The following is a 24,471-nucleotide window of genomic DNA, read 5'->3' as shown; positions in this document are numbered from 1 at the left end:
GGTCTACAGCCAATCCGTCTTGAAGGTTAAAGAACAACCTTCCAGTCGGCTCGTCTTATGCTTGTCGGGGATAAACGAGCGCCTTCAGCATTTCATTTTAGGAGGGAAAAAGATGAACAAAGGACGCGTTGTTCAAGTTATGGGTCCAGTTGTTGACGTAAAGTTCGCTAGCGGACAACTACCTGAAATCTATAACGCTTTAACAATCGTTAACGAAGCGCGTGACGAATCAGTTGCCATCAACTTAACTCTTGAAGTTGCCCTTCATTTAGGTGATGATACAGTTCGTACGATTGCAATGGCTTCAACAGACGGTTTAACACGTGGGGCTGAAGTAACGGATACAGGTGCACCAATCTCTGTTCCAGTTGGAGACGTAACATTAGGACGTGTATTTAACGTACTTGGTGAAAACATCGACCTTGATGCACCAATTCCTGCTGATGCTCGTCGTGATTCAATCCATAGAGAAGCACCTAAGTTTGAACAGCTTTCGACTGAAGTTGAAATTCTTGAAACTGGAATTAAAGTAGTAGACCTTCTTGCTCCTTACATCAAGGGTGGTAAAATCGGTCTATTCGGTGGTGCCGGTGTTGGTAAAACCGTTTTAATCCAGGAATTAATCAATAACATCGCTCAAGAGCACGGCGGTATCTCTGTATTCGCTGGTGTAGGTGAGCGTACTCGTGAAGGTAATGACCTTTATCATGAAATGACAGATTCAGGCGTTATCAAGAAAACAGCGATGGTATTCGGTCAGATGAACGAGCCACCAGGAGCACGTATGCGTGTTGCTTTAACTGGTTTGACAATGGCTGAATTCTTCCGTGATGACCAAGGACAAGACGTTCTTTTCTTCATGGATAACATCTTCCGTTTCACTCAAGCAGGTTCGGAAGTGTCGGCCCTTTTAGGACGTATGCCTTCTGCCGTTGGTTACCAACCAACTCTTGCTACTGAAATGGGTAAACTTCAAGAACGTATTACATCAACAAATGTTGGTTCTGTTACATCTATCCAAGCGATTTACGTTCCTGCCGATGACTATACGGATCCAGCTCCAGCAACAACATTCGCTCACTTAGATGCAACAACAAACCTTGAGCGTAAGCTTTCTGAAATGGGTATCTACCCTGCGGTGGATCCACTTGCATCAACTTCTCGTGCATTGTCACCTGAAATTGTTGGAGAAGAACACTATGAAGTAGCTCGTCAAGTTCAATCAACACTACAAAAATATAGAGAATTACAAGATATCATCGCAATCTTAGGTATGGATGAGCTTTCTGATGAAGATAAGCTTGTTGTATCACGTGCGCGTCGTATCCAAGTATTCTTATCACAAAACTTCCACGTTGCTGAACAGTTCACTGGACAGCCAGGTTCATACGTACCTGTTAAAGAAACTGTTAAAGGTTTCAAAGAGATTCTTGAAGGTAAATGGGACCACCTTCCAGAAGATGCTTTCCGTCTCGTAGGTCGTATCGAAGACGTAATCGAGAACGCAAAGAAAATGGGCGTAGAGGTCTAAACTAGGACCAGGAGGGTAAAAAATGAAGACGATTAAAGTCAGTGTTGTTACTCCCGATGGCCCGGTGTATGAATCAGATGTGGAAATGGTCAGTACAAAAGCTCTAAGCGGTGAGCTTGGGATTTTACCAGGACACATTCCAATGGTTGCACCGTTACAAATAGGAGCCGTCCGTTTAATCACGGGTGGAAATACAAAGTACATTGCAGTGAGTGGAGGCTTACTCGAAGTAAGGCCTGATCAAGTATCTATCTTGGCAGAGTCTGCTGAAGTTTCTGATCACATCGATGTTGAACGTGCAATGAAAGCGAAAGAACGTGCAGAACAACGTTTACATGCACAAAAGCAAGAACATGTTGATTTTAAACGTGCTGAACTTGCCTTACAAAGAGCCATCAACCGTATCACGATTGCAGGCAAATAATAAAGATACTAAACACCTTTCGGTTATAAATAGCCGGAGGGTGTTTTTTTGAGGAATTAGCGAGAGAACCATTGGAAGCTACTTGAACTAGCTTCCAACCAGTTATTAGTTGATGTGCAATAAGTTCCGAGAGCTGCGAAATCATGTACGAAAGCACCGCAATCCCAAGAAAGAACACAAATTTTATAGAAAATTCCAGAACGGAATCTGTAGAAATAACGCAGATCCGCAATTCTCCTGGAAACACCCGCAATAAGCCGAAGAATCCCCGCAATTATTGCCAAAATCCCCGCAATAAAGCGCAGAACAGCCGCAATCATCGCTAAAACCCCCGCAATCAACCCGAAACTCTCCTACAAACACCTCACCAACCATAGCAAAACTCAATACAAATCCACAGTCACTCCAAAATTCCACCAACTCTAGCATAGCTGACTAGAAATGACTCATTTTCTCTGCAAAAAAAATCAAAACCTCTGTAAAATATCAAAAATCAACAGAGTCCGCCAAACGCCCCTGAAAATTTCACTACATACTATCATCTTAAGAAAATAGTTCGTTAATTAGTGAACAATTATTGACAATTCTCACAGACAAGAAGTAAAAATTAGCTTTTAATAAAAGAATAGGCTTGGGAATAGACTGGAAATGTAGGTATATTCAGGATTAATGAATGGAAAATCTTTACTATCAAAAAAATGGAAGATTGTCATTTTAAAAGTCTCCAGGCTTTATCGACACAAGTTTGTAACAATGTTATAATGAATTCGGTTACAAGTTAAAAAGTTTAGAAAAGTTATACGACTTTGGAGGGGAAGGGGTATGGAACTTTTAAACTTATATCAGAATAACTATCTGATTGTAGTGGTGTTTCTATGTCTCGGGGTATTACTACCAGTGGTGGCCCTGTTTTTGGCAAAACTTTTACGTCCAAGTGTTCCTTCGGATGCAAAATACACCACATATGAAAGTGGTAACGATCCATTTAATGACTCGCTCATTCAATTTAACGTTCGTTACTATATTTTTGCCCTGTTATTCGTCATTTTTGACGTGGAAACAGTCTTTTTGTATCCATGGGCAGTTGCCTATGAAAAGCTAGGGATATTCGCTTTAATAGAAATGCTTATTTTCGTATTTATGCTACTTATCGGACTTGTCTATGCATGGAAGAAGAAGGTGCTAAAATGGATTTAAGACTAGAGAACATCTCACCAGAGGAAATGGAAGAGGTAAGACGATCAGTTCTTGTGGCATCACTTGATCAAATAAAAGGCTGGGCTCGGAGTAACTCATTGTGGCCAATGACATTCGGGCTTGCTTGTTGTGCCATCGAAATGATGGCGTCAAGTAGTGCTCATTATGATTTAGACCGTTATGGAACTTTTTATCGGAATTCTCCGCGCCAATCTGATGTCATGATTGTTTCTGGAACCGTAACAAAGAAAATGGCTCCAATCCTAAGACGTCTGTATGATCAAATGGCGGAACCGAAATGGGTTATTGCTATGGGTTCTTGTGCAACAGCAGGTGGACCATATGTGAAATCCTATTCAGTTGTTAAAGGGGTTGACCAAATCGTTCCAGTGGATGTCTATATTCCAGGATGCCCACCAAACCCAGCAGCCCTAATCTATGGAATCAATAAATTAAAAGAGAAAATCCGTTACGAGGCGAAGACCGGGAAGAAGGTGATCTAATCGATGAGCGGAGAAAAAGATTTAGAACAACTAAAAAGAGAAGCGGCTGAAAAAGCGAAAGCCGCTGCCTTAGCAAAGAAAAAGGCAAAGGAGCAACAAGAAGCGTCAGCGCCAGAAGCACCAGCAGAAGATGAAGACATGACGAAAAAGAAAGCTGCCGCCGCTGCGAAAGCAAAAGCTGCCGCGCTAGCAAAGAAGAAAGCGCAAGAGCAACAAGAAGCGTCAGCGCCAGAAGCACCAGCAGAAGATGAAGATATGGCGAAAAAGAAAGCTGCAGCCGCTGCGAAAGCGAAAGCCGCCGCGCTAGCAAAGAAGAAAGCGCAAGAGCAACAAGAAGCGTCAGCGCCAGAAGCACCAGCAGAAGATGAGGATATGGCGAAAAAGAAAGCCGCCGCCGCCGCGAAAGCAAAGGCCGCCGCCGCCGCGAAAGCAAAGGCCGCAGCAGCTGCAAAAGCGAAAGCTGCAAGAGCGAACGCAGAGACTCCAGAAGAGACGGGAGGAGATGATGCGAAGGCGAAAGCAATTGCAGCCGCAAAGGCAAAGGCTGCAGCAGCTGCGAAAGCAAAAGCCGCAGCGAAAGCAAAACAAGAAGGTGGAGACGCAGGAGGCGATGATGCGAAAGCGAAGGCTATTGCCGCCGCAAAAGCAAAAGCCTCCGCAGCCGCTGCAGCTAGAGCAAAAGCGGGTGGAAAGACTGCTACTGCCCCAGTTGAAGAGGAAAAGCCTTCAGCAAATCAGTCTTATCTTGATAAATATGTGAAAGTAATCGAACAGCATCTTGGAAATGAAGTTTTAGAAGAATCCTATATTAATAGGCTTTCCAAGGATGTTCCTACCCTCGTTGTGAAACGGGATACCTATTATAAAGTCGTACAATTCCTCAAATATAATGAACAATTAGGCTTTGATTATTTATCAGAGTTACATGGCGTCGATTATGAGACCCATATGGAAGTATATGTTCACCTATACTCCTATAAAAATAGTCAATCAGTCGCTGTAAAAGTGAAGCTAGATCGGGATGAACCAGTCATTGAATCATTATGTCCTCTCTGGGCGGGAGCGAATTGGCCTGAATGTGAGGCATATGACTTGTTGGGAATCAAGTTCCTCAATCATCCGAATTTACACCGCATTATGCTTGGTGAAGATTGGGTCGGTCATCCACTTAGAAAAGACTATGAACCGTATGATGTGGAGGTGTAGACATGCTCAGAACAGAAGAAATGCTTTTGAATGTAGGACCTCAGCATCCTAGTACACACGGTGTCTTTCGGTTGATTTTAAAAATTGATGGGGAAACCATTAAAGAAGCGAAACCGGTAATCGGCTACCTTCATCGTGGTACGGAGAAGCTGGCAGAAGACCTTCAATACACACAAATTATTCCATATACAGACCGGATGGACTATGTTTCCGCCATGACAAACAATTATGTCATCTGTCATGCCGTGGAAACGATGATGGGAATCGAAATCCCTGAGCGTGCTGAATATCTACGGGTCATGGCGATGGAACTTGGCCGCGTGTCCAGTCACCTTTTATGGTGGGGGACATTCGTACTCGATTTAGGAGCAACAAGTCCACTCCTTTATGCATTCCGCGAAAGAGAAATGATTCTTAATCTATTAAACGAACTGTCTGGTGCCCGTTTAACCTTTAACTATATGCGTGTTGGTGGAGTCAAATGGGATGCGCCGGAGGGTTGGGTTGATAAAGTAAGAGAATTCATTCCTCATATGCGTGAGCAGATCAAAGGGTATCATGACCTTGTGACAGGAAATGAAATCTTTCTTAATCGTGTAAAAGGAATTGGAAAATATACAAAAGAAGATGCGCTCAATTATTCGTTAAGTGGGGCAAATCTTCGTTGTACAGGTGTCAAATGGGATCTTCGTAAAAATGAACCATACTCCATTTATGACAAATTCGATTTTGATGTACCAACAAGGGAAGAGGGAGATGTACTATCTCGCTATCATATTCGCTTTGCTGAGATTGAAGAATCGTTGAAAATATTAGAGCAATGTGTGGAACAGTTTCCAGAAGAAGGACCGGTTATCGCGAAAGTACCGAAAATTATTAAAGCGCCAAAAGGAGAGGCATTTGTACGAATTGAATCTCCACGTGGTGAAATAGGATGCTACATCGCAAGTGATGGAAAGAAAGAACCGTACCGCCTGAAATTTAGAAGACCATCATTTTATAATCTGCAAATTCTCCCGAAACTTTTGGAAGGAGAAAGCATCTCGAATTTAATTGCCATTCTAGGAGCAGTTGACATTATCCTAGGGGAGGTGGATGGCTAATGGTACAGGATTTATTACAATCACAGCCGGGACTATTAAACTTTGGGATTTTCTTTTTGCTAGCCGTCGTTCTTCTTTTTGTCATACTCGGATTTGTTACATACGCCATTTTGGCAGAGCGAAAAGTAATGGGTTTTATGCAAATGCGCTACGGTCCCAATCAAGTTGGCGGTCCATGGGGATTGCTGCAAACCGTGGCAGACGTACTCAAACTTTTGCTAAAAGAAGATACGATTCCAAAGCTAGCAGACAGACCGTTATTTATATTAGCACCTGTCATTGCATTTGCTCCTTCCTTTATCGTCATTGCCACCATTCCCTTTACGGATAAATTGCAATTTGCCGATATCGGTGTAGGTCTCCTCTATTATATTGCCGTTTCAGGTTTAACGACAATTGGGGTTGTCATGGCAGGTTGGTCATCAAATAATAAATATGCCTTACTTGGTGGAATGCGTGCAGCAGCACAGATGATTTCATATGAAATTCCGCTTGTCATGTCTGTTCTTGGTGTTATCCTTTTAACAGGAAGCATGAATTTAAATGAAATTGTTGCAGCCCAGGAAAATGTTTGGTACATTCTTCTCCAGCCAATCGGATTTTTAGTGTTTTTCATTGCGTCTGTGGCAGAGTTAAACCGAATTCCATTTGACCTTCCTGAAGCAGAAAACGAACTGATTGCCGGGTATTTTGTTGAGTATTCAGGCTTCCGTTGGGCGTTTTTCATGCTTGCAGAATATGTCTATATGTTTGCGATGGCATCATTGACGACAGTGTTATTCTTAGGAGGCTGGCTGCCAATCTTTTCATTCCTAGATTTTATTCCAGGAGCCGTCTGGTTTGCCTTAAAGTTCAGCTTCGTCGTGTTCATATTGCTTTGGTTCCGCAGCACGTTCCCACGTATTAAAGCGGACCAATTGATGGAATTTGGATGGAAGGTACTTTTGCCGGTGGCACTTGCAAATATCTTCTTAACGGCCATTATTAAGGAACTCTTACGCCTGTTTTAAAAGCTGTTTCGGTAAAAAATATGGTTTTTAACGCTAAATACTTTAACGACTGCTATATATTAAGAGATGGACTAACTCTTATTCCTAACAGCAGCTATGTTTGCGATATGAGCCTTTTTAAAAGAAGTATCACTTTTATATAAGAGGTGAAAATACATGCTTGGATTAGCGAAAGGTTTAAAGTATACCCTGAAAAACTTAACAAAGGAAAAACCAACCTACGATTATCCGAAAAAGCCGATTCCTTTGCCAGACCGATTTCGAGGGATCCAGAAATTTTACCCGGAAAAATGTATTGTTTGTAACCAATGTGCCAATATTTGTCCGACAGATTGCATTCAATTAACGGGGAAAAAGCATCCTGATCCAACGAAAAAGGGAAAAATCATTGATACGTATGATATCAATTTTGAAATTTGTATCCTCTGCGATTTATGTACAGAGGTTTGTCCGACAGAAGCGATCGTCATGACCAATAATTTTGAACTTGCTGAGTATAGCCGCGATGATCTTTTTAAAAACCTTGAATGGTTGGACGAAAATGATGAGAATGTTCGGAAGGTGAATAAAGCATGACATTTTCAGGTGAACTACTAGCATTCCTTATTCTAGCCATTGTTGCGGTCATGGGCGGCGTGCTCTTACTCCATTTAACAAAGGTTGTTCATATGGTCGTGGCGCTTGTCTTCACATTTGTCAGCCTGGCGGGGATTTACATCCTCTTGTCAGCTGAATTTGTAGCCGTTGTACAAATTCTGATCTATTCAGGTGCGATTACGATTATTATGCTCTTTGGAATCATGCTGACGCGTCATAATGATCACAGTGAAGAGCAGGGAGGAAGATTGAGAAAAATTCTCCTCTTTTTAGGCGTTCTGGGCTTTGCCTTTGCAGTCTACATTGGCATTTATAACTTAGACTTCAACGCACAACCAGTCGCTCTTCATGAAAATAATACGGAACAAATTGGGATAGCCCTTTACTCAAAGTACATTATCCCGTTTGAATTAACATCCGTTGTCCTTTTAGTAGCCTTAATTGGTGCTATTATTCTAGCAAAAAAAGACAATGAAGAGGAGGCGAAAAAGGAATGAGTGGAGTTCCCATTTCTGCCTACCTTACGCTTGCTTTAGTGTTATTTTGTATCGGTTTATATGGTGCACTAACGAAGCGCAATACCGTCATCGTGTTAATTTCCATCGAGCTTATGCTTAATGCGGTCAATATTAACCTTGTAGCCTTTAGTAAGTTCGGCATGGCTCCTTCAATTGATGGGCAAGTATTCGCCCTCTTTACGATTGCCATTGCTGCTGCAGAGGCTGCGGTCGGTTTAGCGATCTTAATCGCTCTTTACCGCAACCGTAAAACAGTCAATATTGATGAAATGGACACGATGAAAAACTAAAACGACCCGCCAAAGTTGCGGGCCTCAATCAAACGCGTGAGAACAAGCGTGTTCTAAAAAGGGGATTGTGATATTGATGGAGAATGCATGGATCATACCGCTTTTCCCGCTTTTATCATTTTTGTTCCTTCTTCTATTTGGGAGGAGATTAAAGGAAAATAGTGCGTACATCGGAATGGTGCTTACGCTAGCCTCCTTAGTCTACTCATTGGTGGTGTTGTTTGACCGCTTCAGCCACCCGACTTATAAAGCCGAAGCGACATGGCTTACAATAGGGGATGTTCAATTAACAGCGGGTTTTGAAATCAATCAATTAAATGCGTTAATGCTCGTCATCGTATCGCTTGTTAGCTTTCTCGTACATACTTATTCAAAAGGCTACATGCATGGAGACGGGCGATTTCATATTTTTTATGCCTATTTAGGGTTATTTACTTTTGCAATGTTAGGACTCGTCGTATCGCCTAACCTTTTGCAAACGTATATTTTCTGGGAACTTGTCGGGGCTGGTTCCTTCCTCTTAATCGGATTCTACTTTTACAAAGAGGAGGCAAAGGCCGCTGCCAAAAAAGCGTTTATCATGACTCGTATCGGAGATGTTGGCCTCCTCATCGGGATGATTCTATTATTCTGGCAAGTGGGAAGCTTTGAGTACGATGCGATTTTCCTTGCCGTGGAAGAAGGAAGTATTTCCGCAGGGATGATTACCCTAACCGCGATCCTGATTTTTATCGGGGCAGTGGGAAAATCAGGTCAGTTTCCATTACACACTTGGTTGCCTGATGCGATGGAAGGTCCGACACCAGTTTCTGCGTTAATCCATGCTGCCACAATGGTAGCGGCTGGTGTGTACTTAGTTGCCGCAGTATTCCCGCTCTTTGCAGCAAGTGAAGCAGCTTTAATGACAGTGGCTGTTATCGGTGCATTCACGGCCATCTTTGCAGCAAGCATTGGTTTAGTACAAAAAGATATTAAAAGAGTACTAGCATACTCAACCGTCAGTCAGCTTGGCTATATGATGTTAGCTCTCGGTTCAGCCGGCTATGTAGCAGGCGTCTTCCACTTAATGACACATGCTTTCTTTAAAGCATTGTTATTCTTGGCGGCTGGTAGTGTCATTCACGCTGTCCACACTCAAAATATTGAAGAGATGGGCGGTTTGTGGAAAAAGCTTAAAGTGACAGGACCATTGTTTTTAATCGGAACGCTTGCCATTAGTGGGGTTCCGTTATTCTCTGGATTCTTTAGTAAGGATGAAATTTTGATTTCAACTTGGGTTCACGGGAATACCGGCCTATTCTGGTTAGCTGTCATTGCCGCTTTCTTTACAGCATTCTATATGTTCCGCCTTTTCTTTATGGTCTTTACAGGTGATGCCCGCAGCAAGCAGAAAGACGTTCACGAGTCACCATCTGTGATGACTTTTCCAATGATTGTGCTTGGGATTCTAGCAGTCGTTGCCGGTTATGTGAACACGCCATGGTTTGGCACCTTCCTCGGTGACTGGCTTGTCGATGGAAATGAAGCTTTAGGTCATGGTCATATCGAAGGACCGGCATGGATTATGATTGTGGCGACAGTGGTGTCTTTACTCGGAATTTACTTGGCATGGCTCATGTATGGAAAGAAATCGCTCCAAAGAGAGTGGCTGACAACAAGAGCACCGATTATGTATAACATTTTGTACAATAAATACTATATCGATGAGTTTTATCAACTAACAGTCGTAAAGGCAACGAAAGGCTTTACAGCGATACTTAGCTTTATAGAAACCTTTATTGTCGAAGGAATTGTCAAGCTCGTGACTGCCATCGTTCATGGTCTTGGAATCATGGGATCCAAACTTCAAAACGGTCAAGTTCAAGCATATGGGACAGTGGCATTTGTTGGATTGGCTCTTTTAATTGTGATTTTCGCATTAACAGGGGGGTACTTAAAATGAACGAATACTTTTTATCGATCCTAGTGTTCTCCCCTCTTTTAGGAATAGCTGTGCTCGCTCTTTTGCCAAAAACACAAGAAACGGCGATTAAAGCAGTCGGATTCATCGCAACGTTACCTGCTCTTCTGTTAGCGCTAATCGCCTTTATTGGCGGGAGCGACAATTTACAGAAATACGATGTGCATGTTGAATGGATTCGCTTTGGAGATTATGCTGTCTTCGATTTATTTAAAATCGATTATGAATTAGGCTTAAATGGTTTCTCGTTAGTGTTAATCGTGCTAACAGCGGTTATTTCTACACTTGCAGCTGTTGCTTCTGTTCATATTAAAAAAGAATGGAAGGGCTACTTCATGCTATTCCTTTTACTTGAAGTAGGGATGCTCGGAGTATTTGCCGCCCAAAACTTAATTCTCTTCTTTATCTTTTTCGAAATTACGATGATTCCAATGTTCTTCTTAATTGGAAAATGGGGATATTTTGAAAAAGAAAAAGCGGCTTACAGCTATTTAATTTATAATGGCTTAGGGTCTGCGATACTTTTAATCGTCATCATGGTTTTGTTTGCGAGAACAGGTACGTCAAATATTGACGCCCTCGCACAGCTCATGACGATCGAGAATCCAAATACGGTTTCACCTTTCTCTGAGTCCTTGAAATTTGGATTATTGATTGCCCTTCTTATTGCGTTCGGTGTGAAGCTGCCAATTTTTCCATTACATACGTGGATGCTCCGTGTTCACGTGCAAGCACCACCATCCATCGTCATGCTTCACTCAGGGATTTTATTAAAAATTGGTGCCTTCGGTTTAATCCGTTTCGGAATGGGAATCTTCCCAGAACAGTTCCAATCAATTGCCGTATTGCTTGCAGTACTAGGGGTTATCAATCTTTTATACGGAGCATTTCTAGCATTTAAGCAGACCGATTTTAAAATGGTTCTTGCCTACTCGTCGATATCCCATATGGGAATTGTCCTCATTGGTTTAGGGGCATTGAACGAGGCTGGCATTCAGGGCGCCATTTTCCAAGTCGTTTCACATGGGTTAATTTCCGCTCTTCTTTTCTTCTTAGTGGGAGTGTTTTACGAAAGGTTCCATACATCCGCGATTGGAAATCTTGGTGGGATGGCAAAAGGAATGCCGCTTACAGCAGGTTTCCTATTAGCTGGAGCCCTAGCGTCTCTTGGCTTGCCTGGAATGTCCGGCTTTGTTAGTGAGTTCATGGCTTTCCTTGGATTATTTGAAGAGATGCCGGTGCTGGCTGCTATCGGCTGTATCGGAATTATTATGACCGCAGTCTACTTACTAAGAGCAGTTCTAGGCATTACTTATGGAAAGGCGAACCGAGAGTTTGCTGCTGTGTCTGATTTAAAGTCAGTGGAATTTATTCCAGTCGTTACATTATTAGCGTTAATTGTGTTAATTGGTGTATACCCAAGTGTACTAAGCGAACTGCTACATTCCACACTTGAGACAATCATGCTTGGGTTAGGGGGTTGATGAAATGGATCTAGATACACTTTTATCATTTCAATGGGGAGCAATGGCACCAGAGTTTATCATCCTTGGAGTGGCGACCATTTTATCAATTGTAGACCTTTTTGCACCAAAGCATTTTGACCGAAGAATTCTCGGTTGGGTAGGGTTCGCAGGTATCCTTGCAGCAATTGCCGCATTACTGAATTTATTGGCTTTAGATACGGTTTCCATTCTATACGATACGTTTAAACTTGATCCATTTGCCAAAGTGTTTAAGCTTCTCTTACTCATCGGGGCAGCCTTAATTTTGCTCCTTGCCATAAGCTACAAGCCAAAAGAAGGGATGGAAGAGTTTAAAGGGGAATTCTACTATCTTTTATTAGCAGGCTTGCTCGGAACGATGATCATGGCTTCAAGTGGCGACTTAATTACTTTATTTGTGGGCTTAGAGTTGCTTTCCTTGTCCTCCTATATATTAGCTGGAATTCGGAAAAAGCATCTTCCTTCCAATGAATCAGCAATGAAATACGTCATTAATGGCAGTATTGCCACAGCGGTCACATTATTTGGGATGAGTTATCTTTACGGAATTACGGGGACAACCAATTTAGCGGAAATGACGAATATTCTACCGCAATTGAATAATTCTCAGTTTAGCTATTTAATGGGTCTTGCCTTTTTCATGATCTTGGTCGGTCTTTCCTTTAAACTGGCAACCGCTCCATTTCATATGTGGGCACCAGACGTGTACCAAGGAGCCGCAACTCCAGTTACTGCATTCTTAAGCGTTGTGTCGAAAACAGCAGGATTTGTCATTTTAATCCGAATTGTCGTTGTCGTTTTTGCCAATACACAATCTGGAGCGACTGGTGTCGATTCAGTTACACCACTCCTATTCAAATTGCAAGATTATATCGCTGTTTTAGCAGGTGTAACAATGGTAATTGGAAATGTTGTTGCTTTAAGACAGCGAAACATAAAACGCTTATTTGCTTATTCTAGTATTGCTCATGCAGGTTATTTGTTAGTTGCTGTAACGACGATGTCAGCCTTTATGTTTGAAACGGTATGGTTCTACTTAGGAGCGTATCTCTTCATGAACGTTGGAGCTTTTGCTGTCATTCAATTGATGACTGCTAAAAATGACATCGAGGATATTGGTCAGTTTGCTGGAATGTACAAACGGACGCCATTGCTTGCGGTGACAATGGGAATCTTTATCCTCTCATTAGCAGGGATTCCGGGAACAGCCGGATTCATCGGAAAGCTAAACATTTTCATCGGCGCATTAGTATCTGAACCAGCGCACTATATTCTAGCATCACTTATGATTGCCACAACCGTGGTATCTTATTTCTACTACTTCGGCATTTTAACGCAAATGTTCTTTAGACCATCTCCAGAAGAAGGGGAAGTAGAGAAAATGAAAATACCGGTTGGCGTTGGCATAGCGATTGGAATTTGTGTCGTGGCAACGATCGTATTTGGACTCTTTCCAAACATCGCCCTCGACTTCTTCCACACGAACTTCGGAGGATTTCAATAAAGGGATTTTCTGATTTGGGGGAATCAGAACGGACCAACAAGGGGATTTTAATAGAAGAACGAGAAAAAGAAGGGGAAAGGGAGCCCCTTCTTTTTTTGTGAGAATAGTGTGCATGTGCGCTGAATAATGCAGATCATGATTAAGGGGAATGCCCATAGACACAAGAGTATAATGTGCATTCGGACAAAACGAGGAATGGCCAAGTGGATTTAGTCCGAATAGAAGGGTTATTCGGACAAAAGGCGGAAGCAGCAAATGGATTTAGTCCGAATAGAGAGAGCATTCGGACAAAACGAGCAAAGGCCAAGTGGTTCAAGTCCGAATAGAAGGTTTATTCGGACAAGAGACGGAAGCGCCAAGTGGTTTTAGTCCGAATAGAAGGTTTATTCGGACAAGAGGCGGAAGCAGCAAATGGTTTTAGTCCGAATAGAAGGTTTATTCGGACAAGAAGAGGGAGCAGCAAGTGGTTCAAGTCCGAATAGAAGGGTTATTCGGACAAGAGACGGAAGCACCAAGAGGTTCAAGTCCGAATAGGAGGGTTATTCGGACAAGAGGCGGAAGCACAAAGTGGATTTAGTCCGAATAGAAAGGTTATTCGGACAAGAAGAGGGAGCACCAAGTGGTTCAAGTCCGAATAGAAGGTTTATTCGGACAAGAGGCGTGAGCACCAAGTGGTTCAAGTCCGAATAGAGAGGGCATTCGGACAAAACGAGCAAACTTTAAGGGATGTCAGTCCGAATAGAACACTTATTCGGACAAAACAAAAAACCCAAGGGATTTCACTCCAAATTAAGCATCCATCCTAACAAAAACCATAACCCAATGAGTACCTTACCAATTCCTAACCAACAGCGATAATCGCTCCCAATAAAATAAAAAAATAAAACCAAATGAAACCTTTTTGCTACTTATACGTCAAATAGAAAGGTGAACTTACGAATGCTATAATATGTGTTAGCGTGAAAAAGGAGGAGTATGTCCATGACTGCAGGATTTGGGCACCAAGCACTCATTAGTATTTTGTCACATCTGGGCTTTATTGCTTTGGCTTGGTGGGCTTTACAAAGCTTAAACTTTGATAAATTTTTACGAGCTAACCGCATATTTGAAGCACGAGTATTGTTTATATTATTGTCTATTGTCATTGGTTCAACCGTAAGTAATTTTTTCCTCGAGTACCTTTTATGGTCACAACAACTACCAATGATTTTTCAATAATGTTGTGTAATGTTTTTCAGGCCAACCGAGAAAACAGCACTATAAAATGTGAAAAAAGTTCAAATTCAGAAATAACCGAAACTATGACTGAAGGCTATCAAATTGGAAAATTTTCTTTAAAAGCAAGCTTAGGGCTTGGATAAATGGGGAAATAAACATAAGAAAGATAGGTCATCGTACCTTTTATATTTCTGGAATTATTCGATACAATTCTTTTTGTGTGATAAAAAAGCGCTCTAGTTTCATTCATTTTTAAAAGCTTGCATATTTGTCAAAAAGTGACGACAACTCGTCAGTATGCTTCTTCTCTTCTTGGTAACAATGGTACTAAGGGGAGGAGTTATAGAGATGAAGAAAAATTGGTTGGCAGTAATTACCGTAGTTGTAATCATGGGAGTTTTATTTGTTCACGCAGGAGAAAAATTGGCAAATACCAAAAATAAGCACGACCTTTTATCAATAGTGACAGTTTTAAAAGGTGAGAATATAGATATCAATGAATGGTCTTTACATGCAAGAGAAAAATTAGAGGCTGACAGCCCAGAGGAAATTCAGAATTATGTGCAGCAACTCCAAAGCATTTTTCCAAACTGGACATGGGAGCTCAGTTCTGATTCTGAAAAATGGGAAGCAAAAGCGAGCCAAATATCTAATCAGGGAATGGAAGAGAGCATTCAAATACTATCTACCCTCACAGATCACAACCCACAAACTTACATTATTTATGAAATCCGAGGTAAGAATTTTACGCAAGAAACAGAGCAATTTATAAATGAGGATCTTAATGAACTACTATCTGACATATTTCGAGAAAATACCACAATTTTCACTTGTGTAAAAGGTGAAATCAATGATAAGATGAATACGTCTTTGCCTTTTACTGTAAATCAGTTGCTTGATAAGTTTGAGGCAGAAGAAATTGAATCACTTATTGAAGAAGATTTTATCTCGACGTCAGCTTACTCACCATTATTTTCCAATGGGTTAATGACGAAAAATCAAGATATGAATTTACAACTTGGAATCCGAACAACAGGATTGGGCGCAAAGACTACCCTTGTAGTTGGCACACCAATCATAACGATTGAATATTAATATAGAGAAATTGGACGCGGAGGGGAATACACTTGGAAAAAATCATCGTCCGCGGCGGTAGAAGGCTGAGCGGTTCTGTTAAAGTAGAAGGAGCAAAGAATGCAGTTTTGCCGGTTATTGCCGCATCATTATTAGCAAGTGACGGAAAAAGCGTAATTCGTGATGTGCCAACTCTCTCCGATGTATACACGATCAATGAGGTATTACGCTATTTAAACGCCGATGTGACGTTTAAAAATAATGAAGTCACTGTCGATGCATCTAGAGAGTTAAAAGTAGAAGCACCATTCGAATATGTTCGTAAAATGCGTGCTTCCGTATTAGTAATGGGCTCATTACTTGCAAGAAATGGCCGTGCCCGTGTAGCACTTCCTGGAGGATGTGCGATTGGATCGAGACCAATTGATCAGCATTTAAAAGGTTTTGAAGCGATGGGGGCAACGGTTAAAGTAGGAAATGGCTTTATCGAAGCAGAATCAAATGGTCGATTACATGGTGCCAAAATTTACTTGGACTTCCCAAGTGTTGGTGCTACAGAAAATATTATGATGGCCGCTACTTTAGCACAAGGAACGACGATATTAGAGAATGTTGCCAAAGAACCAGAAATTGTTGATTTGGCTAATTTCTTAAATAAAATGGGTGCAAAGGTACGTGGCGCTGGAACTGGAACGATTCGTATTGAAGGAGTTGACGTTCTGTTTGGTGCTGACCATAATATTATTCCTGATCGAATCGAAGCTGGAACATTCATGGTTGCAGCAGCGATTACGGGTGGAAATGTTTTAGTCAAAGGTGCCGTTCCGGAACATTCAACTTCACTTATTGCGAAAATGGAAGAAATGGGTGTTATCTTTGAAGAGGAAGCAGAAGGTTTAAGGGTCATTGGTCCTGATAACTTGAAAGCTGTGGACATTAAGACCATGCCACACCCTGGTTTTCCAACTGATATGCAATCGCAAATGATGGCTTTACTATTGCATGCCAATGGAACAAGTATGATTACGGAGACCGTATTTGAAAATCGCTTCATGCATGTGGAAGAATTCCGCAGAATGAATGCTGATATCAAAATTGAGGGTCGTTCTGTCATTTTAAATGGACCTAGTAACTTACAAGGTGCAGAAGTGGCTGCTACTGATTTAAGAGCCGCAGCTGCCTTAATTTTAACAGGCTTAGTGGCAGACGGTGTCACTCGAGTGACAGAATTAAAGCATCTTGATCGTGGATATGTGGATTTCCACCATAAATTAGCTGCTTTAGGAGCAGATATTGAACGAATTTCTGAAGTAGAAGAAACAGCATCTTTTCCGAAAACATTTGTCGCAGATTTAAATGCATAATGAACGTGAAAAACCGTGAAATGGATTCCCATTTTTGCGGTTTTTTTGCGTTCTTTAGAGATCAAACTAGAGGAAACACCAACATAGACTATTTTGGTTTAGGAGTGAAAAAGTTATGCATTTTTTTCCCTGATTTTTAATTTTGTACATATTAGCTTGTCCATCCCCATATGTATGAAAGGAGAGTATAAGTACTCGAACGATACTTACATATGGAGGCTTAAGAATGCTTAAAATGAAACCAATCGTCGTTTTATCTGCCGTACTATTTGTTGTTACAATCATGATTCCAACACTACTCGTCCTCCCTTTTATGGAAAAAACAACGGGGAAACTCGGTGAAGAGCTAGCTTCTAAAGAAATAGAAGCAGCTGTAGACCAGCCTGCAGTTGAGGTAGCTATCTATCGAGATAGCCTTGACAAAATTGAGAAACTTCCTTTAGAGGACTATATTGCTGGCGTTGTTGCAGCAGAAATGCCTTCTGAATTTGAACTTGAAGCACTAAAGGCACAAGCACTTACGGCCAGAACTTATTATCTTTATTACCTCATGAGTGGCGAAAAAAGTGACAAAATCCCTAAAGAAGCAAATGTATCAGATACAGAAGATCACCAAGTATATAAAAGCGATGAAGAACTAAGAAAAGCTTGGGGGAAGGATTACCAGTGGAAAATGAACAAGATCAAAGAAGCTGTCGCCGCGACGAGCGGTCAAGTGCTAACATATGACGGTGAACCGATTTATGCCGCCTTCTTTTCCACAAGTAATGGATTTACTGAGAACTCAGAAGATTACTGGAGCAGCCCGCTTCCGTATTTAAAAAGTGTGGAAAGCCCTTGGGATGTCAACACAGAGAAATTTAATGGTCAAGAGGTTATAGCTGTCACAGACTTTGAGGAAAAGCTAGGGGTCAAGCTGACAGAGGCAGCCGAAGTAGGTAAAATAATTGAACGAACAAAAGGAAATCGTGTCGGTAAGGTTGATATAAATGGTAAGGTGTTGACTGGTAAGGATATAAGAGAAAAGCTGGGCTTAAAATCATCTGATTTTACATGGGAAAGAAAAGAAGACAACATAATTATTAATACAAAAGGCTTTGGTCATGGAGTAGGAATGAGTCAATACGGTGCAAATGAATTGGCGAAAGGCGGAAAGACCTATAAAGAAATCGTCGAGCATTATTACAGTGGAGCCCAGATTGACACAACACAGACGCTTCTGACAAAAATAACAGCGAGTAAATAAAAAGTACCGAGCACTCAAATGAAGGGGTGCTCGGCATTTTTTTACCTAAAGTATTTCTGAACTCGTTCAAATTGATGTTTACGATAAGCACGATGAACGAAATAGGTAGCGACAATAACTCCGGTTACATCTTTGACAAAATCGATGACAGTCGCTGAGCGGGCAGGAACGAAGGATTGATGAATTTCATCTAGCAACCCATATAAGGAAGCGATCACGGCGCAAACAATGCTCAACGCTAAAGAGAACTTTCCTGTTGTCAGGAGCGCAGCAACCAATAGTAAATAAAGGATGGCAAATTCCACGAGGTGAAGAGACTCTTTGATGAAACGATCAAGTGATAGGTCTGGCAGCTCTACAATCGCATTTGCGGGCATGCTGGACATGAGCCAAATCATGCCCATATAGATAAAAGGTAAAACTCGGATGAACCATTTTAATAAACTTCGCAAGAAAAAATCCCCTTTTTAAAACTTTTTTTCATTTCTTTGCATAATTTTATTGCCTTTGTCGAAAAATAAGATAAAAAAATTTTTTTAAGAAATGTATATATTTATCATGATCTGTTCAGAATGATTGCTGAGGTGATGATAAATGAGAGAGGAAGAAAAGAAACGATCTTCTCAAGATTCAAAGTTGAAGCGCTTCATGAAAAAGCGTTGGGTATACCCAACCGTTTACATTGCAAGTGCTGCAATCATTCTAACCGCGGTTCTTTGGTTCCAAAACAGTAACAATAGTGCAACTGATGATCAAATCGATTACGAGGCTACAGATCTTTCAGGCAGACATGATGAGCCTGCTTTAGAGGTTAACCGTTCTTTAGAAAACTTTGCAATGCCTGTTGTTGATCCAGATTCTGTCGTGATTCAAAAAGAATTCTATGAATACGATGCGCCTGAAGATAAACAGGAAGCAGCTTTAGTGTTCTACAATAATTCATATTATCCGAACACGGGTGTTGACATTGCAATGGAAAACGGTGAAGCATTTGATGTTGTTGCAGCATTAAGTGGTACAGTAACCAATGTTGCAGAAGATTCTCTTTTAGGGAACGTAATCGAAATTGAACATGACAAAGGTATTGTAACACAATATCAATCTGTAGCTGATATTGATGTTAAGGCTGGGGACCAAGTAGACCAAGGACAAGTACTAGCAAAAGCAGGAAAAAGCTTATATAACGAAGAAGCTGGTACTCATGTACATTTTGAAATTCGCAAAGATGGAATTGCTGTAAATCCGCTTGACTATTTTAACAAGCCATTAAGTGATCTGCAGGAAGCAAATTTAACTGAGGAAGTTGATGACAGCGGTAAAGCTGATGAATCAACTGGTACTGAGGAAGAAGCTACTCCTGATCAAGACGAAGAAAAAGACACTACTGATGGTTCAAGCGAAGATGAAACAGAAGAAGACGATACCACTTCTGACGAAGAAGACGCAGATTCAACAGACTCTTCTGACGCTTAATATGATTTGTCATTGTGACCCGCCTAGGCGGGTTTTTTGTTTGTGATTGAGTTTTATTGAAAAATATCTCTATTTGTCTAAGAATTTGGAGAGAGAAATTCGGTGTTCATGAGGGCAAACTATGGTAGGCTCTCTCAAAATCAGTCCTCATAGAGGGTTGATGAGGACAAAGTGAGCCAGGTTCTTGTCAAAATCAGTCCTCACAAAGCGTTCATGAGGACAAACAAAGCTAGACTCCCATCAAAATCAGCCATCATATAAATCAATCCTGCCTCCTGGCTGCCAACTGTCCCCCCAAAGTCCTCATCCAAATAGTAGTAGTTCCGCAAAAACCCCTTTCGTAAAAATTGACAATTTTTTTACAAGTTTTTGCTTGACCTTGAAACCATTTAAATAGATAATGATATTACGAAATTTTCTCAATATTAAATTTATATTGAACTGAAGGTCAATGATATGAACAAAATGTAAAATGCAAAGGGGGAATTTGATGGTCTTTTATTTGTTTGTTACCGTAACTGCTATTTGCTTAATACTCGCGCTACGTAAGAAAAAACCAATCTTCTTAGTCATTCCATTCCTATCTATGATCGTCTATTTCATCATCCAAGTCGCCCTAGTCCCCTTACCCTTTATCGAGACAGTAAAATTTATTTTTAGTTTGAATTAAAGGTTTTTAAAAAAAGTAATTCCTTTGAAAGCGCTTTAATAAGCTTTTAAAGAATTATAAATAGCAAACGATGAAGGAGGGATGAACATAGGGGAGAAGGATGCATGTGACGTTGCTAATGCATAAGGGGAGATAATCTTGGAGGTGGAAAAATGAAGAAAATTGATAAGGATGTTGCCGATCGTTATTTTCGTGAGAAAAACCGTAATATCATTATTTACTTTATTGTGTGGTTTATCGTTTCCTATGGGGTGGTTCTGTTTGCAGAGCCGTTGAGTTCGGTTACCTTTATTGGCTTCCCGCTTCACTACTATATGGGAGCTCAAGGAGCAGTGCTTACCTTTATCATCTTGCTGTTCGTAAATGCCAAACTAGGGGATAAAATTGATCAAAAGTATGGCATTGATGAAAGTAAGAATGAGCAAATTAGCACGGGTACGACATTAGAGCACTAATATACTTTTCCGATTTATTTAAAAACGGGGATGGTCGATTGGGATTCGGAAAAAAGAAAGTATTAAAAACGAATAGCCATAGAGCTATTTTAGGGGGGAAATCATTTGGATGGACAATTCATTGTTTCATTAGCGATTATTCTTGCTACCTTTGCTTTATACATTGGGATTGCGGTCTATAACACGGCAAAGGCGACGTCGGACTTTTATGTAGCAGGTCGAGGTGTACCACCGATTTTCAACGGGATGGCCATCGGTGCAGACTGGATGAGTGCTGCTTCCTTTATTGGGATGGCTGGAACGGTCATGGTTCTCGGTTATGATGGGCTAGCCTATATCATGGGTTGGACTGGAGGGTATTTATTCCTTACCTTTTTATTAGCACCACAGTTACGGAAATTTGGTCGATACACAGTGCCAGAGTTTATTGGTGATCGTTATGACAGTCATTCTGCACGTGTTATTGCCGCAATATGTACAATCATCATCAGTTTTACGTACTCGATTGGGCAGCTTTCTGGTTCAGGGGTTGTTATTGGACGACTTTTTGAAATTGATGCTAAGGTTGGCACGATGATCGGAGTTGTACTCATTGCGATATATGCCGCTTTTGGTGGAATGAAAGGGATTACATGGACGCAGGTGGCTCAATACTTAATTTTGATCACGGCGTATTTAGTTCCGATTATCTTTATGTCCTTACAAATTTCCGGAAATCCAATTCCATGGATATCTTATGGCGAAGTTGTCAGCACATTAGGGGAGTTGGATCGAGAGCTAGGTATTTCTGAATATTTTGCTCCATTTACAAATGGGACGAAGTGGCAATTCCTTGCCTTAATGTTCACATTAATGGCAGGTACAGCTGGGTTGCCGCACGTGATTGTCCGTTTCTATACGGTGTCAACGATGAAAGCGGCTCGTTGGTCAGGAGCATGGGCGTTACTATTTATCGGTCTTCTTTACTTATCTGCACCTGCTTATGCGGCATTCTCTCGCTTCATTTTAATGACACAAGTTGCTGGTAGCCAAATTGCTCAACTTCCAGCTTGGACGAAATCATGGGTTGATACAGGGATGCTTCAAGTAGCGGATACAAATAGTGACGGCGTATTACAATGGAGTGAACTGGTTATTGCCAATGATATCGTCGTTATGGCAACACCAGAAATTGCAAATCTAGGTGTGTTCGTCATTGGGCTTGTAGCGGCAGGAGCGATGGCAGCAGCGCTTTCAACAGCAGGAGGATTAATGATTTCTTTATCTTCTTCCTTCGCACATGATATTTACTATCGTGTCTGGAAGCCACAAGCTTCAGAGAAAAATCGTCTTGCAGTGGCTCGTTGGTCGATTGTTATTGCAACATTATTTGCGGGACTTATCGCACTCAATCCACCAGGCGTTATTACACAAATCGTCGCATGGGCCTTTGCGATTGCGTCCGGAACGTTCTTCCCGGCACTTGTGCTTGGAGTATGGTGGAAACGCTCCAATACGAAAGGAGTTATCTCTGGTCTATTAATCGGATTAGCGGTGACATTAACGTATATATTTGTCGCAAAATATGGTGGCTTCACGATCTTAGGAATCATTGACACAGGTGCAGGAGTTTTTGGTGCGGCTGCAGGATTCTTAGCTAATATCATCGTTTCTCTCGCAACTGAAGCACCACCACAAAAGCTTCAGGATGAAGTCATCAATTTACGATATCCAGAGCAAATGGTCTATAAAGATGGCGAGGTTTGGATGCATGATGGAGAATCAAAACAAGGATAAAGCGTTGCTTGAGGCTGTGCAATCCCACCCCTTTTTTCATGGGGTGGAGGTTGGAACGGCCCTTTCCCTTCTTAAAGACTGTCAGTTCAAACAGTATGATAAAAACGAAATTCTTTTGTACAAGGATAGACAACGAGAAGGTCTAATCCTAATTTTGGAGGGCTTTGTAGAGGTATACGTTGAAAATGAAGTATTAGAGGTTGTCCAAAAGGGGGAAATGCTAGGCTTTTCAAGCATTGCTGATTTTCTTGGGTTTCCCCGTAGGACAAAGGATGAAGTGACGGTCGAATCGAGAGCCGCTAGCAAAGTTAAGGTGATGTATATTCCTTTTCAGGTTATGGCTCGGAGATGGGAGGACCCGTTTGTTCGTGATTATTTGTTAACGCAGGTTGCTGTCAGACTAAGGGATGTATATGGTTCATTAGCTGAACAAGTTCAACTGGCTCGTGAATTTGGAGAAAACGAAGTATTCATGCTTCGAGTGCAAGACATGATGACAGAAAAGGTAATCACAATTGATTCGCATGCAACTGTTATGGAAGCAGCTAAGAAAATGCATGAGCACCACACAAGTTCGATTCTTGTCATGGAGGATGGCGCTCTAAAGGGCATCATCACCGAGCGAGACATCGTAGGCCGCGTTGTAGCAAAAGGTATGCTGTTAACAGATTCAGTCAGCCTCATTATGACGAAAAACCCGATTACGATATCAAGACTTGCCTATTATTATGACGCAATCGGGAGTATCTTTACTAATGGGATCAAGCACTTGCCGGTTGTCGAAGACGGGGAAATCGTGGGGATTGTCACTTTATCTGATCTACTGCGGAAAAAGAATGAGAATGTTATGAAGACGATTAAGCAAATTGAAGAAGCGGATGAAATGGGTCTACCAACTGTTAAAAGGGCTGTGTATTCCATTGTCGATACGCTCCTGCAAGAGAACATTCCCATTGATAAAACCTTGGATATCATTACGAATCTCTATGATCGTTTAGTTGTTCGAATTGTCCACCTCGCCGTAGAGAACCTTAAAAAAAGGGGGATGATCAGCCAACTGAATTCGCCTTTTATCAAATGGGGAGCAGTGGTCGTGGTGAACAATTTATGCTAACGGATCAGGACCATTTCCTCGTTTATAAAACAGGCGCTGAAGCGTACTTTCAGAGATTAGGTACTGAGATTACGAGGCTGATGGAGAGTGCCGGTTATGCACGGTGTAAAGGTTTGATGATGTGCAGTGAAAAGCAATGGCGCGGTAGTCTTCTTGATTGGGAAGACCGTCTGCGAACATGGAGCCTCCAATCGACTCGAGAAAATCTACTACTGGCACAAAACTTTTTCTCTTATCGTTTTATTGTTGGAAGCAAGGACATTCATGAGCAGTTGGAAAATATAATTCTTGCCATGCTGGATAGGTCGAAAATATTTTTGTACCGACTCGCACAAGCGGAACGAGAACACCCGATTCCTACACTCGATCATCCAATCCGATCTCTATTTCGACTTGAGAAAAAAAGCATCGATATGAAAAAAGCGATTCTCTTTCCTTATCACCACAGCTTACAAATTCTAGCTTTGCTGCACGGTATTCCTTCTGGTACCCCTTTGGCAAAAATTAATGCCCTTGAAGCAAAGGGAGCCTTTTCAAAGAACTTTGCTCAAGACTTAAAGGAGGCTGCTAGTCAGCTATTAACCTTGTATGTAAAGCAACGTTGGAAACATGAGGGTAGTTCTATTGTCCAATTCACGAGAATGACGACGCGGGAAAAAGAGGAATTTCTTTTAAGTATAAAAACGATAAAGGAGCTTCAGAATATCGTATTTTCACGGTTTTCGATTTAAAA

At 41.4% G+C, this 24,471-nt stretch carries 26 protein-coding genes; 24 read left to right on the top strand and 2 right to left on the bottom strand.

What is annotated here, in order from left to right:
• Positions 1-112: 112 nt before the first annotated feature.
• Positions 113-1,531: a F0F1 ATP synthase subunit beta gene (gene atpD, locus BMSHG_RS08175; RefSeq protein WP_019153956.1), complete on the top strand. Its 1,419-nt coding sequence runs from the start codon at positions 113-115 to the stop codon at positions 1,529-1,531.
• A 22-nt stretch (positions 1,532-1,553) separates the two neighbouring features.
• Positions 1,554-1,955, top strand: a complete 402-nt coding sequence (locus tag BMSHG_RS08170) for a F0F1 ATP synthase subunit epsilon (RefSeq protein WP_019153955.1) — start codon at positions 1,554-1,556, stop codon at positions 1,953-1,955.
• Between the two features lie 56 nt (positions 1,956-2,011).
• On the opposite strand, the gene BMSHG_RS08165 is transcribed toward BMSHG_RS08170, so the two are convergent.
• Positions 2,012-2,296, bottom strand: a complete 285-nt coding sequence (locus tag BMSHG_RS08165; protein WP_019153954.1) for a hypothetical protein — start codon at positions 2,294-2,296, stop codon at positions 2,012-2,014.
• Positions 2,297-2,777: 481 nt separating this feature from the next.
• Here BMSHG_RS08165 and BMSHG_RS08160 point away from each other — a divergent pair, with 481 nt between their 5' ends.
• From BMSHG_RS08160 to spoIID, 16 genes are all read left to right on the top strand, one after another.
• Positions 2,778-3,152, top strand: a complete 375-nt coding sequence (locus BMSHG_RS08160) for an NADH-quinone oxidoreductase subunit A (protein WP_019153953.1) — start codon at positions 2,778-2,780, stop codon at positions 3,150-3,152.
• A gap of 26 nt (positions 3,153-3,178) precedes the next feature.
• Complete coding sequence (locus BMSHG_RS08155) at positions 3,179-3,655, top strand: NuoB/complex I 20 kDa subunit family protein (protein ID WP_392397248.1); 477 nt, start codon at positions 3,179-3,181, stop codon at positions 3,653-3,655.
• Positions 3,656-3,658: 3 nt separating this feature from the next.
• On the top strand, positions 3,659-4,861 hold the full coding sequence (locus tag BMSHG_RS08150; RefSeq protein WP_019153951.1) for an NADH-quinone oxidoreductase subunit C: 1,203 nt from the start codon (positions 3,659-3,661) through the stop codon (positions 4,859-4,861).
• Positions 4,862-4,863: 2 nt separating this feature from the next.
• On the top strand, positions 4,864-5,964 hold the full coding sequence (locus BMSHG_RS08145) for an NADH-quinone oxidoreductase subunit D (RefSeq protein WP_019153950.1): 1,101 nt from the start codon (positions 4,864-4,866) through the stop codon (positions 5,962-5,964).
• Positions 5,964-6,974, top strand: a complete 1,011-nt coding sequence (gene nuoH / locus BMSHG_RS08140; protein ID WP_019153949.1) for an NADH-quinone oxidoreductase subunit NuoH — start codon at positions 5,964-5,966, stop codon at positions 6,972-6,974. The genes BMSHG_RS08145 and nuoH overlap by 1 nt, the downstream gene beginning before the upstream one ends.
• Positions 6,975-7,130: 156 nt before the next feature.
• Positions 7,131-7,550 (top strand): NADH-quinone oxidoreductase subunit NuoI, encoded by a 420-nt coding sequence (gene nuoI, locus BMSHG_RS08135; protein ID WP_019153948.1) that lies wholly within the window; start codon positions 7,131-7,133, stop codon positions 7,548-7,550.
• Positions 7,547-8,068: an NADH-quinone oxidoreductase subunit J gene (locus BMSHG_RS08130; RefSeq protein WP_019153947.1), complete on the top strand. Its 522-nt coding sequence runs from the start codon at positions 7,547-7,549 to the stop codon at positions 8,066-8,068. The genes nuoI and BMSHG_RS08130 overlap by 4 nt, the downstream gene beginning before the upstream one ends.
• Positions 8,065-8,379 carry an NADH-quinone oxidoreductase subunit NuoK gene (nuoK, locus tag BMSHG_RS08125; RefSeq protein WP_019153946.1) on the top strand — a complete coding sequence of 105 codons (315 nt, stop codon included), beginning with the start codon at positions 8,065-8,067 and terminating at the stop codon, positions 8,377-8,379. The genes BMSHG_RS08130 and nuoK overlap by 4 nt, the downstream gene beginning before the upstream one ends.
• 73 nt (positions 8,380-8,452) lie before the next feature.
• On the top strand, positions 8,453-10,321 hold the full coding sequence (gene nuoL, locus BMSHG_RS08120; RefSeq protein WP_019153945.1) for an NADH-quinone oxidoreductase subunit L: 1,869 nt from the start codon (positions 8,453-8,455) through the stop codon (positions 10,319-10,321).
• Positions 10,318-11,823 (top strand): NADH-quinone oxidoreductase subunit M, encoded by a 1,506-nt coding sequence (locus BMSHG_RS08115; RefSeq protein ID WP_019153944.1) that lies wholly within the window; start codon positions 10,318-10,320, stop codon positions 11,821-11,823. Before nuoL ends, BMSHG_RS08115 begins: the two co-directional genes overlap by 4 nt.
• 4 nt (positions 11,824-11,827) lie before the next feature.
• Positions 11,828-13,348 (top strand): NADH-quinone oxidoreductase subunit NuoN, encoded by a 1,521-nt coding sequence (gene nuoN / locus BMSHG_RS08110; protein WP_019153943.1) that lies wholly within the window; start codon positions 11,828-11,830, stop codon positions 13,346-13,348.
• Between the two features lie 203 nt (positions 13,349-13,551).
• Positions 13,552-13,674: a hypothetical protein gene (locus BMSHG_RS29265; protein ID WP_262362260.1), complete on the top strand. Its 123-nt coding sequence runs from the start codon at positions 13,552-13,554 to the stop codon at positions 13,672-13,674.
• Positions 13,675-14,329: 655 nt separating this feature from the next.
• The gene (locus BMSHG_RS08095) at positions 14,330-14,566 is read left to right on the top strand and encodes a DUF1146 family protein (protein ID WP_019153940.1); all 237 of its coding nucleotides are present in this window, start codon (positions 14,330-14,332) and stop codon (positions 14,564-14,566) included.
• Between the two features lie 348 nt (positions 14,567-14,914).
• A complete protein-coding gene (locus BMSHG_RS08090; RefSeq protein ID WP_019153939.1) occupies positions 14,915-15,661 on the top strand; it encodes a YwmB family TATA-box binding protein in 747 nt (248 codons plus the stop codon).
• 32 nt (positions 15,662-15,693) lie between these two features.
• Positions 15,694-17,004, top strand: coding sequence for a UDP-N-acetylglucosamine 1-carboxyvinyltransferase (gene murA / locus BMSHG_RS08085; protein WP_019153938.1), 1,311 nt, complete (start codon positions 15,694-15,696; stop codon positions 17,002-17,004).
• A 226-nt stretch (positions 17,005-17,230) separates the two neighbouring features.
• Complete coding sequence (gene spoIID / locus BMSHG_RS08080) at positions 17,231-18,250, top strand: stage II sporulation protein D (protein WP_019153937.1); 1,020 nt, start codon at positions 17,231-17,233, stop codon at positions 18,248-18,250.
• A 41-nt stretch (positions 18,251-18,291) separates the two neighbouring features.
• On the opposite strand, the gene BMSHG_RS08075 is transcribed toward spoIID, so the two are convergent.
• Complete coding sequence (locus BMSHG_RS08075; RefSeq protein WP_019153936.1) at positions 18,292-18,702, bottom strand: VanZ family protein; 411 nt, start codon at positions 18,700-18,702, stop codon at positions 18,292-18,294.
• A gap of 142 nt (positions 18,703-18,844) precedes the next feature.
• Here BMSHG_RS08075 and BMSHG_RS08070 point away from each other — a divergent pair, with 142 nt between their 5' ends.
• The 6 genes from BMSHG_RS08070 (at position 18,845) to BMSHG_RS29035 (ending at position 24,469) form a co-directional block, all read left to right on the top strand.
• Positions 18,845-19,723 (top strand): M23 family metallopeptidase, encoded by an 879-nt coding sequence (locus BMSHG_RS08070; protein ID WP_019153935.1) that lies wholly within the window; start codon positions 18,845-18,847, stop codon positions 19,721-19,723.
• A 490-nt stretch (positions 19,724-20,213) separates the two neighbouring features.
• Positions 20,214-20,393, top strand: a complete 180-nt coding sequence (locus BMSHG_RS08060) for a hypothetical protein (protein ID WP_019153933.1) — start codon at positions 20,214-20,216, stop codon at positions 20,391-20,393.
• 152 nt (positions 20,394-20,545) lie between these two features.
• Positions 20,546-20,848 carry a DUF4212 domain-containing protein gene (locus BMSHG_RS08055; protein ID WP_019153932.1) on the top strand — a complete coding sequence of 101 codons (303 nt, stop codon included), beginning with the start codon at positions 20,546-20,548 and terminating at the stop codon, positions 20,846-20,848.
• Positions 20,849-20,953: 105 nt separating this feature from the next.
• The gene (locus BMSHG_RS08050; protein WP_019153931.1) at positions 20,954-22,624 is read left to right on the top strand and encodes a sodium:solute symporter family protein; all 1,671 of its coding nucleotides are present in this window, start codon (positions 20,954-20,956) and stop codon (positions 22,622-22,624) included.
• The gene (locus BMSHG_RS29040) at positions 22,599-23,738 is read left to right on the top strand and encodes a CBS domain-containing protein (protein ID WP_235776344.1); all 1,140 of its coding nucleotides are present in this window, start codon (positions 22,599-22,601) and stop codon (positions 23,736-23,738) included. Before BMSHG_RS08050 ends, BMSHG_RS29040 begins: the two co-directional genes overlap by 26 nt.
• Positions 23,732-24,469 (top strand): putative nucleotidyltransferase substrate binding domain-containing protein, encoded by a 738-nt coding sequence (locus BMSHG_RS29035; protein WP_235776342.1) that lies wholly within the window; start codon positions 23,732-23,734, stop codon positions 24,467-24,469. Before BMSHG_RS29040 ends, BMSHG_RS29035 begins: the two co-directional genes overlap by 7 nt.
• Positions 24,470-24,471 lie beyond the last annotated feature (2 nt).

Source organism: Robertmurraya massiliosenegalensis JC6, assembly GCF_000311725.1.
Lineage (GTDB): Bacteria > Bacillota > Bacilli > Bacillales > Cytobacillaceae > Robertmurraya > Robertmurraya massiliosenegalensis.
This window is presented reverse-complemented; position numbering and strand designations above follow the sequence as displayed.

Bases quoted from the DNA above. Each gene is read 5' to 3' on its own strand.
- BMSHG_RS08090 (WP_019153939.1), top strand. From the start codon at position 14,915: ATGAAGAAAAATTGGTTGGCAGTAATTACCGTAGTTGTAATCATGGGA.
- BMSHG_RS08115 (WP_019153944.1), top strand. From the start codon at position 10,318: ATGAACGAATACTTTTTATCGATCCTAGTGTTCTCCCCTCTTTTAGGA.
- BMSHG_RS08170 (WP_019153955.1), top strand. From the start codon at position 1,554: ATGAAGACGATTAAAGTCAGTGTTGTTACTCCCGATGGCCCGGTGTAT.
- spoIID (WP_019153937.1), top strand. From the start codon at position 17,231: ATGCTTAAAATGAAACCAATCGTCGTTTTATCTGCCGTACTATTTGTT.
- BMSHG_RS29040 (WP_235776344.1), top strand. From the start codon at position 22,599: ATGATGGAGAATCAAAACAAGGATAAAGCGTTGCTTGAGGCTGTGCAA.
- BMSHG_RS08070 (WP_019153935.1), top strand. From the start codon at position 18,845: ATGAGAGAGGAAGAAAAGAAACGATCTTCTCAAGATTCAAAGTTGAAG.
- nuoK (WP_019153946.1), top strand. From the start codon at position 8,065: ATGAGTGGAGTTCCCATTTCTGCCTACCTTACGCTTGCTTTAGTGTTA.
- BMSHG_RS08145 (WP_019153950.1), top strand. From the start codon at position 4,864: ATGCTCAGAACAGAAGAAATGCTTTTGAATGTAGGACCTCAGCATCCT.
- nuoH (WP_019153949.1), top strand. From the start codon at position 5,964: ATGGTACAGGATTTATTACAATCACAGCCGGGACTATTAAACTTTGGG.
- BMSHG_RS29035 (WP_235776342.1), top strand. From the start codon at position 23,732: ATGCTAACGGATCAGGACCATTTCCTCGTTTATAAAACAGGCGCTGAA.
- BMSHG_RS08160 (WP_019153953.1), top strand. From the start codon at position 2,778: ATGGAACTTTTAAACTTATATCAGAATAACTATCTGATTGTAGTGGTG.
- BMSHG_RS08060 (WP_019153933.1), top strand. From the start codon at position 20,214: ATGGTCTTTTATTTGTTTGTTACCGTAACTGCTATTTGCTTAATACTC.
- BMSHG_RS08055 (WP_019153932.1), top strand. From the start codon at position 20,546: ATGAAGAAAATTGATAAGGATGTTGCCGATCGTTATTTTCGTGAGAAA.
- BMSHG_RS08150 (WP_019153951.1), top strand. From the start codon at position 3,659: ATGAGCGGAGAAAAAGATTTAGAACAACTAAAAAGAGAAGCGGCTGAA.
- BMSHG_RS08095 (WP_019153940.1), top strand. From the start codon at position 14,330: ATGACTGCAGGATTTGGGCACCAAGCACTCATTAGTATTTTGTCACAT.
- BMSHG_RS08155 (WP_392397248.1), top strand. From the start codon at position 3,179: ATGGAAGAGGTAAGACGATCAGTTCTTGTGGCATCACTTGATCAAATA.
- nuoN (WP_019153943.1), top strand. From the start codon at position 11,828: ATGGATCTAGATACACTTTTATCATTTCAATGGGGAGCAATGGCACCA.
- atpD (WP_019153956.1), top strand. From the start codon at position 113: ATGAACAAAGGACGCGTTGTTCAAGTTATGGGTCCAGTTGTTGACGTA.
- nuoI (WP_019153948.1), top strand. From the start codon at position 7,131: ATGCTTGGATTAGCGAAAGGTTTAAAGTATACCCTGAAAAACTTAACA.
- BMSHG_RS08130 (WP_019153947.1), top strand. From the start codon at position 7,547: ATGACATTTTCAGGTGAACTACTAGCATTCCTTATTCTAGCCATTGTT.